This is a genomic window from uncultured Agathobaculum sp., assembly GCF_963927765.1.
GTDB lineage: Bacteria > Bacillota > Clostridia > Oscillospirales > Butyricicoccaceae > Agathobaculum.
In genome coordinates, this window is sequence record NZ_CAWVCU010000080.1 from 1 (window position 1) to 8,567 (window position 8,567).

14 protein-coding genes are annotated in these 8,567 nt (G+C 60.5%); all 14 read left to right on the top strand.

Annotated elements, in window-relative coordinates; translation table 11 throughout:
- On the top strand, nucleotides 1-943 hold a 943-nt coding region (locus tag ABGT74_RS06965), incomplete at its 5' end, for a stage III sporulation protein AB (RefSeq protein WP_346704997.1).
- Complete coding sequence (locus tag ABGT74_RS06970; protein WP_346704998.1) at nucleotides 931-1,449, top strand: stage III sporulation protein AB; 519 nt, start codon at nucleotides 931-933, stop codon at nucleotides 1,447-1,449. The genes ABGT74_RS06965 and ABGT74_RS06970, both read left to right, overlap by 13 nt.
- A gap of 14 nt (nucleotides 1,450-1,463) precedes the next feature.
- Nucleotides 1,464-1,658 (top strand): stage III sporulation protein AC, encoded by a 195-nt coding sequence (gene spoIIIAC / locus ABGT74_RS06975; RefSeq protein ID WP_107631977.1) that lies wholly within the window; start codon nucleotides 1,464-1,466, stop codon nucleotides 1,656-1,658.
- Nucleotides 1,655-2,044 carry a stage III sporulation AC/AD family protein gene (locus tag ABGT74_RS06980; protein ID WP_297283503.1) on the top strand — a complete coding sequence of 130 codons (390 nt, stop codon included), beginning with the start codon at nucleotides 1,655-1,657 and terminating at the stop codon, nucleotides 2,042-2,044. Before spoIIIAC ends, ABGT74_RS06980 begins: the two co-directional genes overlap by 4 nt.
- 13 nt (nucleotides 2,045-2,057) lie before the next feature.
- The gene (locus ABGT74_RS06985) at nucleotides 2,058-3,152 is read left to right on the top strand and encodes a hypothetical protein (protein ID WP_346704999.1); all 1,095 of its coding nucleotides are present in this window, start codon (nucleotides 2,058-2,060) and stop codon (nucleotides 3,150-3,152) included.
- Nucleotides 3,149-3,631: a stage III sporulation protein AF gene (locus ABGT74_RS06990; protein ID WP_346705000.1), complete on the top strand. Its 483-nt coding sequence runs from the start codon at nucleotides 3,149-3,151 to the stop codon at nucleotides 3,629-3,631. The genes ABGT74_RS06985 and ABGT74_RS06990 overlap by 4 nt, the downstream gene beginning before the upstream one ends.
- Entirely contained in the window at nucleotides 3,628-4,173 is a 546-nt protein-coding gene (locus ABGT74_RS06995; RefSeq protein ID WP_297283500.1) for a hypothetical protein, read from the top strand. Before ABGT74_RS06990 ends, ABGT74_RS06995 begins: the two co-directional genes overlap by 4 nt.
- Nucleotides 4,174-4,207: 34 nt before the next feature.
- Complete coding sequence (locus tag ABGT74_RS07000) at nucleotides 4,208-4,735, top strand: SpoIIIAH-like family protein (protein ID WP_297283499.1); 528 nt, start codon at nucleotides 4,208-4,210, stop codon at nucleotides 4,733-4,735.
- Between the two features lie 91 nt (nucleotides 4,736-4,826).
- On the top strand, nucleotides 4,827-5,234 hold the full coding sequence (locus tag ABGT74_RS07005) for an Asp23/Gls24 family envelope stress response protein (protein ID WP_346705001.1): 408 nt from the start codon (nucleotides 4,827-4,829) through the stop codon (nucleotides 5,232-5,234).
- A 149-nt stretch (nucleotides 5,235-5,383) separates the two neighbouring features.
- Entirely contained in the window at nucleotides 5,384-5,881 is a 498-nt protein-coding gene (nusB, locus tag ABGT74_RS07010; RefSeq protein WP_297283520.1) for a transcription antitermination factor NusB, read from the top strand.
- Nucleotides 5,874-6,812 carry a DNA-binding protein gene (locus tag ABGT74_RS07015; protein WP_346705002.1) on the top strand — a complete coding sequence of 313 codons (939 nt, stop codon included), beginning with the start codon at nucleotides 5,874-5,876 and terminating at the stop codon, nucleotides 6,810-6,812. Before nusB ends, ABGT74_RS07015 begins: the two co-directional genes overlap by 8 nt.
- Nucleotides 6,809-8,104 carry an exodeoxyribonuclease VII large subunit gene (xseA, locus tag ABGT74_RS07020; protein ID WP_346705003.1) on the top strand — a complete coding sequence of 432 codons (1,296 nt, stop codon included), beginning with the start codon at nucleotides 6,809-6,811 and terminating at the stop codon, nucleotides 8,102-8,104. The genes ABGT74_RS07015 and xseA overlap by 4 nt, the downstream gene beginning before the upstream one ends.
- On the top strand, nucleotides 8,085-8,321 hold the full coding sequence (gene xseB, locus ABGT74_RS07025) for an exodeoxyribonuclease VII small subunit (protein ID WP_297283495.1): 237 nt from the start codon (nucleotides 8,085-8,087) through the stop codon (nucleotides 8,319-8,321). The genes xseA and xseB overlap by 20 nt, the downstream gene beginning before the upstream one ends.
- A partial coding sequence (locus tag ABGT74_RS07030) for a polyprenyl synthetase family protein (RefSeq protein WP_346705004.1) occupies nucleotides 8,318-8,567 on the top strand: 250 nt, incomplete at its 3' end. The genes xseB and ABGT74_RS07030, both read left to right, overlap by 4 nt.

An 8,567-nucleotide genomic window follows, 5' to 3' on the forward strand; every position in this document is an offset into this window, starting at 1 on the left:
GGGACAGGCCGGGCATAGAGTAGGACAGGTGATGCAAATGGAAGTAAAACAGGACGGAATGTTTATGCAGGCGATTGGCTGTCTGCCCCCGCCGCGTGCGGCGGAACTGGCGCGGCTGGATGGGCAGCAGGCGGTGGAGGAGGTTCGTCTGCGCGTAGGGCGGCCACCAGCCGTGCGCACGGCGACTGGCGAGCGGGAGACGGATTTCCCGCCGGTCACGGCGTCGGAGCTGCGCGAGACGCTCAGCCGGGCGGCGCGGTATTCGGTACATAGCTATGCCGAAAGCTTGCGGCATGGGTTTGTGACGATTGGCGGCGGCCATCGGTTGGGGCTGTGCGGCACAGTAGCTGAGGAAAACGGACAGGTGATCGGGGTACGCGGGTTGTCGTCGGTCAATCTGCGCGTGGCGCGGCAGCGGTCGGATGTGGACGAGATCATCCGGCCATGGATTGGAACGGAAAGGCCGCGGAGTGTTTTGCTGTTGTCACCGCCCGGCTTTGGCAAGACAACACTGCTGCGCGAATGGGTGAGGCTGGTATCGGACGCGGGGCATCCGGTCGCCGTGGCGGATGAACGCGGGGAGATCGCGGCACTCGCAGACGGCGCGCCGCAGTTTTCGGTCGGCAGATGCACGGATGTGCTGGAAAACTGCGCAAAGCGGCAGGCGGCGCTCATGCTGCTCAAGACCATGTCGCCCGAGCTGATTGCCTTTGACGAAATCACTGCGCCAGAGGATGTGGAGGCGGTTTCTCTGTGTGCCCATTGCGGCACAGCGGTGCTGGCCAGCGCGCATGCGGCGGATGTGGACGATCTGTGCCGCAGGCCGCTGTACCGTGCGCTGCTGGAGCTGCATGTGTTCGAGCGGGTGGTTATCATCACAAGGGACGAGGGAAAACGGCAGTATCGGATGGAGGAATTGGAGGGAGACATATGCTCAAGCTGATGGGTTCGGTGATGATATTCGGCGCTTGCGCGGCGCTTGGGCTTTCTGCGCGGCAGGGACTGCGGCGTCGCGTGGCGGCAGCGGATGCGATGCTGCTGGCGCTGAGTCTGATGAGCGGCGAAATTTCCGGCCGCCGCACGCCTGCGCCGGAGATCATCGGCCAGCTGGCCGAGAGCGATAACCGGATTATCTGCACGGTGTTCCGCCATTTGCAGCGGCGGCTGCGCGAGGAAAACGGTTTGTCGCTGGGGTATTTGTGGCGCGCCTCGCTGCGCGACTGTCGGGATCAGGTCGGACTGGGACAGACGGAGTGCGAAATTCTGTCCGAAGCGGCGGCATGGCTCGGCCGGTATGATGCGGATGAGCAGGTGGCAGGTCTCGAGCAGATTGCGCGCAGGCTGGCAGCGGCGCGCGATACCGCAGCGGGAGAACTGCAAAACAAGGGGAATTTGTACCGCACCTGCAGCATTGCGCTGGGCATTCTGGTGGTGCTGGTGCTGATCTGAGGACGGAGGAACATATGGACGTTGATCTGATTTTCCGGATTGCGGCGGTCGGTATTCTGGTGGCAGTGCTCGGCCAGCTGCTGACACGGTCGGGACGGGAGGAACAGGCGCTGATGACCACGCTGGCGGGACTGATCGTCGTGCTGATGCTGATCGTGCAGGAGATCAGCCAGCTGTTTTCGATGATGAAAAGCGTGTTCGGGTTTTGAACAGCCTGATCGCGGCCTGCGGGCTGGTGCTGCTGGTGTTGGTGCTGTCGATGACGCTCAAAAAGGATGCGCCTGCGATCGCGTTCCTGCTGACGCTGACGGCGGGTGTCCTCATCCTGCTGCGGGCTTTCGCGCTGGTGGGCGGTACCATGCAGCGGTTTTCCGGTCTGCTTGCGCAGGGCGGCATCACGCAGAGCCTGTACTTGCCGGTGCTCAAGACGGTCGGCGTGGCGGTCGTGGTGCGTATCATGAGCGCATTGTGCCGGGACAGCGGGCAGTCTGCGCTTGCGGCAAAGCTGGAAATCATGGGCGCAGTACTGGCGCTTTCCATGTGCCTGCCGCTGCTCGAGCAGGTGCTTGTGCTGGTGGCAGACTGGACGATATGAAAGGGAACGGACAATGAAAAAGGTGTTTGCAGTGCTGCTGGTGCTGCTCGCATGCATGACGGCGGCAGCTGCGGCAGAGGGAGAGGGCGCGGCGCAGGGAGATACCCTGCTTGGGGCTGTGCCGGGGGAGCAGCGCGCGTATCTGGACGGCATTGACATGGACATGGCGGACGAGTTGGGGGCTTCGTTTGCCCGTCTGCTCGAGAACACGGCAGAGGACAGCCACAGCGCACTTAAAAATGCGCTGAATGGACTGATACGGGTGGCGATCGTGGTGGTGCTGACCGCAGTCGGACGGGGCTTTTCCGCAGCGGCGGGCGGCGCGGCGGATGCATGGATCGACATGGCGGGTGCGCTGGGATGTGTGGCGGTACTGCTGCAGGATTTCACTGGCGTGCTCGCGCTGTGCCGCGAAACGCTTTCCGAGATCAGCCTGTTTTCCGGCACGTTACAGCCGGTGCTGGCAACCGTTTTGTCGGCAGGTGGGAACGCAGCGACGGCGACCGCTTTGCAGGTGGCGACGATGGTGGTGTTCGATATCGTGATCCGGCTGATTAACGTGCTGCTGGTGCCTGCGGCTTGCGCCTATCTCGCTGTGGTCGCGGTGGATGCGGCGACCGGCAACGGCATGCTGCACGGCATTGCGGACGGCATCAAGGGCTTGACCTCGGGGGCGCTCAAGCTGATCCTGACCGTATTCACGGCTTATCTGACTATTGCGGGCGGGGTATCGGGCAGCGTAGACCGCATGGCGCTCAAAACAGCGAAATTCGCGGTTTCGGGTGCAGTGCCTGTGGTCGGCGGCGTGATTTCGGACGCGACTGAAACGGTGCTTTCCGGCGCGGCGCTGTTGCGCAGCTCGATCGGTGTGTTCGGCACGCTGTGCGTGACGGCGATTTGCCTCATTCCATTCCTGCGCGTGGGCGCAAGCTACCTGTGCTATAAAGCAGGCGCGGCGGTGCTTTCACCGCTGTGCTCGAACAGCCTACGGCAGATGCTGGAAGGGGTGAGCACGGGATTTGGCCTGCTGCTCGGTATGCTGAGCACCTGCTGTCTGATTCTGTATTTGGAGCTGGTTTATGTGGTTGCGATGGTGAAGCCAATATGAGTGAATTGTTTCATACCATTCTGCTGCGCGTCACGCTGGCTGGTGTGGCGTCCGCAGTGGCGCTGCGTGTGGTGGAAGGCGGCGCGCTGCGCGAGATCGTCAAACTGGCAGCAGGGCTGCTGATGCTGCTGGCGCTGCTTCAGCCGCTGGCAGGATTGCGTCTGACCGGCTGGGACGGCATGCAGGACGGCGCGCTTGCAGGCGTAGACGTGGATGCGATACGGGAGCAAAATGCACAGACGACCATGAGCACGGTCGCGGCCAGCATTGCGGATGCGCTCGAAAGCAGCGCGCAGGCCAAAGGCTTTGACTGTTCGGTACATGTGACGATGGAGAACGACGAAAACGGGATTTTACAGGTGGGAAAGGTAACGGTGTATTATCAAAGCACGGACGCGGCGCGGTTGGATGAGCTGAAAACGCTGGTGACTGAGGGCTGCGGTGTGGATGCGGACAGACAGGAGTGGGTGACACAATGAAAGAACAATGGAAGGCATGGCTGGGGGCTGCGCAGCAAAAGGTTGTGCCGCTCGCGGTCAAATATCGCGCGGTGCTGATTGTGCTGCTGGCGGGCGTGCTGCTGCTGGCTTCGGGAGGGCATGGCGCAAAAGAGGAGGCGGTGGCATCGGATACCTCTGCCGAGTCGTCTTCATTCGACCTTGCCGCATTTGAGCAAGCGCTGTGTGACAAGTTGGCCGCGGTGGACGGCGTAGGGCGGGTCGAGCTGATGCTGTCGCTCGAGCAGAGCGGCGAAGCAGTTTACGCAGTCAACACCCGCCAGACGACCGGCATGGACAGCAGCCAAAGCTATGAGAGCGATTTGACCATTCTCAGCGACGGCAGTTACGGGGAAAAGCCCGTCACGGTCAAAAATCTGCTGCCGACGTTTCGTGGCGCGGTCGTTTTGTGCGACGGCGCGGACAACGCGCAAGTGCGTCTGGCGGTGACGCAGGCGGTCAGCACGGTGTGTGGCATCGGTTCGGACAAAGTTACGGTTCTGAAAATGTCCGATGCATCATAAAACATAGTAACCAAATACAGGAGGGCGAGCAGTGATGAAAAAAATCAAGAAACGCGGCGCGGTATACGGTGTGATCGCGCTGCTGCTTTGCGCGGCGGTTTATTTAAACTGGAGCTATGTCGACGCGCCGGATGAGCTGCTGGTGGCAGGGCAGACCGATGCGGATACGACCGGGTCGGATACGGGAGAAACAGCAGGAACAGAGGGAGAGGATTATTTTGCCACCTCGCGCCTGACCCGCGAGCAGGCGCGTGATGAGGCGGTCAGCACGCTTCGCGAGCTGAGCGAGAGCGAGGACGCCGATCAGGCAGCCAAGGACGAGGCGGCGGCTCAGATCTCGGCGCTTGCGGATGATTCGGTTGCCGAGGCAAATATCGAAAGCCTGATCCGCGCCAAAGGCTATGCGGATGCGGTTGTAATGATTGGCGACAGCAGCGTGAACGTCGTGGTCGCGCCGCCGGACGGCGGATTGCAGGCGACCGATGTGACAGTCATTAAGGATATCGTGGTCAGCGAAACCGGCATGACCGCAGGACAGGTCAAGATCGTGGAAGCGGAGTAAGCGGCCATAGCGCCATAGCGCCATAGCGCGTATTTTTGCTTTGCATTTTGCCAAAACTGTGCTATAATCCGTTTAAAGGAGAGTGAGCACTATGGCGGATCACAAGGAATATTGGTCGACCGAGAGCGATCAGGGTTCCATCCGAATTTCTGAGGACGTTGTCGCGTCCATCGCGGCGCTGGCTACTTCGGAAACCGCAGGCGTGAGTGGATTGTATTCCACCCTGACCAGTGATATCGTGAGCTTTTTGAGCAAAAAGAACCTTTCCAAGGGCGTTCGCATTGAAATTGGCGAGGAAGGGACGGTCAAGATCGAGATCGGCTTCCTGGCGCTGTTTGGCCACAACATCTGTGAGGTGGCAAAGCAGGTGCAGGAGAGCGTGCGGTCATCGGTCGAATCCATGACCAGTCTGAAGGTCACCGAGGTCAATGTGCATGTCGGCGGCGTGACGTTCACACCCGCGCCGGCGGTTGAGGAACAGCCTGCGGAGCAGGAATAAAAACAGCATCGAAACGGCAAGGCGTGATCGCCCTGCCGTTTTCTTTTGCATGGGCGCGCCTTTTCGGGAATAGCACCTTGCAACTTTGGCGAAAATAGGATAAAATAAGCGTAACCGAAAAATGGGAGGAAACTGCCGCCGTGAGTGTGATGAGCAGAACAAAAGCAAGAGAAATTGCGCTGCACCTGATTTTTGAGATGGGGTTCCAGCAGTTTGAGGACGAAAATTTGGAAGAGCGGCTGGACGAGTCCATTATGGCTTCGATCAGCGGCGATATTGCGCTGTATGCAGGCAAGCTGTCGCCTGCGCAGACCGAGTACATCCGCGCGGTGGTCAAGGGCGTGGCCGCGCACCAGAATGAACTGGACGAGACGATCACGGCCTATTCTAAGGGCTGGAAGATCAGCCGCATGTCGCGCATGACGGTGGCGGTGCTGCGCCTTGCCATTTACGAGATGCGCTATGCGGAGGATGTGCCGGTAGGCGTTGCGATCAACGAGGCGGTCGAACTGGCCAAGGTATACGATACGGACGAGGCCGCTGCGTTCATCAACGGCGTGTTGGGTTCGGTCGCGCGTGCGACCAAGCCGGATGCAGTCCCGGCAGCCGATGCTGCGGCAGCTCCGACAGAGAATGCCGATGCCTGAGCGTTTTCTGGGGATCGACACCTCGAACTACCGGACATCGGCGGCAGTATATGACGCTGAAAACGGTGCGTGGCAAAATGAGGGCAGTCTGCTGACCGTGCCGGACGGTGCGATTGGTTTGCGTCAGTCGGATGCACTGTTTCAGCATACCGTTCATCTGCATGAGAAAATCGAAGCCCTGCCGCAGAGGGAGGTGCGCGCCATCGGCGTCAGCACCCGCCCGCGCGCGGTCGAGGGCTCGTATATGCCCTGCTTTCTGGCGGGTCAGAGCGTCGCGCGCAGCGCGGCGCATTTGCTATCTGTGCCCCTTTTTACCGTGTCGCATCAGCAGGGGCATATCGCGGCGGCAGCGCTGAGCGCGGGACGGCTGCATCTGCTGGACAAGCCGTTCCTCGCGTGGCATCTGTCGGGCGGAACAAGTGAGCTGCTGCATGTCATACCGGGGGCGGACGGCTTGCCGGACTGCACCTGTATCGGCGGCACGACCGACCTTGCGGCGGGACAGCTGATCGACCGCGCGGGTGCGCTGCTCGGATTGCCGTTTCCGTCTGGTGCGGCACTCGATGCACTGGCGATGGAGGCCGAGCCGGAAAAAGGCTACCGTCCTAAGGTGGCGGACTGCCGGTTTTCGCTTTCCGGTATGCAGAATCAGGTGGAAAACAAACATAAGACCGCGGAAGCCGCACAGATGGCGCGGTTTACGCTGGAAACGGTCGCCAATGCGGTCGTCAAAGCGACTGAGCAGGCGCTGAAACAATATGATTGCCCGGTTTTATGCGCGGGCGGCGTAATGGCAAGCCGCGTGCTGCGCGCGCGCATGCAGCAGACGTTCGGAGAGCGCGTCTCGTTTGCCGAGCCAGTGCTGTCGGGGGATAATGCGGTCGGCGTGGCGGTGCTTGCCGCGCGGCTTTATGAAAGGAACAAAACGTGAGTACGATTTATTCGGTCACACAACTCAATAACGAAATCAAGGAATTGCTGGACACCGTGCCGGGATACAGCAATCTGCTGGTGCAGGGCGAGATATCTAACTATAAAGCACATTCCTCGGGGCATCACTATATGAGTCTCAAGGACGAGGATGCATCCATCAACGCAGTGATGTTTCGCTCGAACGCGGTGCACCTCAAATTCCGGCTGGAAAACGGCATGAAGGTCATTGTGCGGGCGCGCGTCAGCTCGTTCCCGCGCACGGGGCAGGTGCAGCTTTATATTTCTGAGGTGATTCCGGACGGTGCGGGTACGCTCAATTTGGCTTTCGAGCAGCTGAAAGCCAAATTGCAGGCGGAGGGTTTGTTTGGCCAGATGTATAAAAAGCCGATTCCGCGCATACCGCGCAAAATTGCTCTCGTCACTTCACCGACCGGCGCGGCGGTGCGCGATATGATCCGTATTCTTGGTCGCCGCTGGCCGCTGGCTGCGGTGACGCTCTATCCCGCGCAGGTGCAGGGACAGGGCGCGGCAGACAGCATTGCGCGGGCGATTGGTCTGGCCAATGCTATCGGTGAGGCGGACGTTATCCTGTGCGGACGCGGCGGCGGGTCGATGGAGGATCTCTGGGCGTTTAACGAGGAAGTGGTCGCGCGGGCGATTTTTGCGTCCGAAATCCCGGTCATTTCGGCGGTCGGCCATGAGCCGGACGTGACCATTGCGGACTTTGTTGCCGATTTGCGTGCGCCTACGCCGTCAGGCGCGGCGGAACTTGCCGTCCCTGACCGCGCGGAATATGCGCTTAATCTGCGCACACTGGATACGCGGCTGCATGCGGCGGCGCATAAACAGATACAGCAAAAGCAGCGCACGCTGGATGCGTTGCAGCAGCGGCTGGAAGCGCGCAATCCCACGCGGTATATCGAAGAAAAGCGCGTACTGCTCGACCGGACGGCAGACCGATTGTTCGCGGCATTTCCTGCGTATCTTGCGCGGGAAGAGCAGAAACTGAGCCTGCTGCGTCGCCGCTTGCTGGCGGCGGGGCGGGATGGCGTACAGCGCCGCCGTCTACGCTTTGCAAGGATGGTCGCCACGCTCGACGCGATCAGTCCGCTGCGCGTACTCGCGCGCGGCTATGCCGTTGCAAACAAAGGTGTGCGCGGCGCGGTTATCACCGATGCAGCGATGCTCAAGGCAGGGGATGCCCTGCATATCCGATTTGCCAAAGGCGCGGTGAATTGCCGCGTGACCGATATCGAGGAGGAAAAGAACAATGGCGGAAAAGACATTTGAAAGCCAGATGGAGCGGCTCGAGGAGATCGTCCGCCTGCTGGAAAAAGGCGAAGCGCCGCTTGGGGACAGCATCAAGCTGTTTGAGGAAGGCACCAAACTGTCCGCGGCGCTGGGCAAGATGCTGGACAAGGCGGAGCAGAAGGTCACGATCCTGCAGGAAAACATGCAGGGTGAACTGACTGAGCAGCCGTTTGATGCGGAGGAGGCAGGAAAATGACGTTTGCAGAGCAGCTGAAAGCGGATATTGCAGTCATTGAGCCTGCGCTGGAGAAATATCTGTCCCGCGAGACGGGCGAAGGGTATGACCGCATTTTTGAAGCGGTGAAATATTCGGCGATGGCGGGCGGTAAGCGGCTGCGTCCTGTGATTGTGCTGGCGTTTTGTCGTCTGTGCGGCGGGGACACGCAAAAGGCGCTGCCGTTCGCGTGTGCGCTCGAGATGATCCACACCTATTCGCTCATCC

Coding starts and splice junctions, on each gene's coding strand:
- ABGT74_RS06970 (WP_346704998.1), top strand. CDS start 931: ATGCTCAAGCTGATGGGTTCGGTGATGATATTCGGCGCTTGCGCGGCG.
- spoIIIAC (WP_107631977.1), top strand. CDS start 1,464: ATGGACGTTGATCTGATTTTCCGGATTGCGGCGGTCGGTATTCTGGTG.
- ABGT74_RS06985 (WP_346704999.1), top strand. CDS start 2,058: ATGAAAAAGGTGTTTGCAGTGCTGCTGGTGCTGCTCGCATGCATGACG.
- ABGT74_RS06990 (WP_346705000.1), top strand. CDS start 3,149: ATGAGTGAATTGTTTCATACCATTCTGCTGCGCGTCACGCTGGCTGGT.
- ABGT74_RS06995 (WP_297283500.1), top strand. CDS start 3,628: ATGAAAGAACAATGGAAGGCATGGCTGGGGGCTGCGCAGCAAAAGGTT.
- ABGT74_RS07000 (WP_297283499.1), top strand. CDS start 4,208: ATGAAAAAAATCAAGAAACGCGGCGCGGTATACGGTGTGATCGCGCTG.
- ABGT74_RS07005 (WP_346705001.1), top strand. CDS start 4,827: ATGGCGGATCACAAGGAATATTGGTCGACCGAGAGCGATCAGGGTTCC.
- nusB (WP_297283520.1), top strand. CDS start 5,384: ATGAGCAGAACAAAAGCAAGAGAAATTGCGCTGCACCTGATTTTTGAG.
- ABGT74_RS07015 (WP_346705002.1), top strand. CDS start 5,874: ATGCCTGAGCGTTTTCTGGGGATCGACACCTCGAACTACCGGACATCG.
- xseB (WP_297283495.1), top strand. CDS start 8,085: ATGGCGGAAAAGACATTTGAAAGCCAGATGGAGCGGCTCGAGGAGATC.